A 411-nucleotide genomic window follows, 5' to 3' on the forward strand; every position below is an offset into this window, starting at 1 on the left:
CAACATTACTTGAAAATAAATTGGCGCAGCTCGTTATTGACCGAGTACCTTCAATAGAAAAAGTGCGTATGGTGTCATCTGGTACATAAGCTACATTGGATACTTTAAGATTAGCACGTGGTTATACTGGAAGAAATAAAATTGTGAAATTTGAAGGTTGCTATCATGGTCATAGTGATTCGTTATTAATCAAAGCTGGTTCTGGGGTGGCAACATTAGGATTGCCGGATTCTCCTGGTGTGCCTGAAGGTATTGCTAAAAATACAATTACAGTTCCATACAATGATTTAGATGCACTTAAAATCGCTTTCGAAAAATTTGGAGACGATATTGCTGGTGTAATCGTAGAACCTGTTGCTGGTAATATGGGTGTCGTACCGCCGATTGAAGGTTTTTTACAGGGATTAAGAA

At 38.2% G+C, this 411-nt stretch carries 1 protein-coding gene; it reads left to right on the forward strand.

Translation table 11 applies throughout. The annotated features are described in order from the left end of the window. Nucleotides 1–95: 95 nt before the first annotated feature. A partial coding sequence (locus A6F49_RS17410; RefSeq protein WP_407643847.1) for an aminotransferase class III-fold pyridoxal phosphate-dependent enzyme occupies nucleotides 96–411 on the forward strand: 316 nt, incomplete at its 3' end.

Origin of the sequence: Enteractinococcus helveticum (assembly GCF_001657475.1) — a bacterium.
GTDB classification, from domain to species: Bacteria; Actinomycetota; Actinomycetes; order Actinomycetales; family Micrococcaceae; genus Yaniella; species Yaniella helvetica.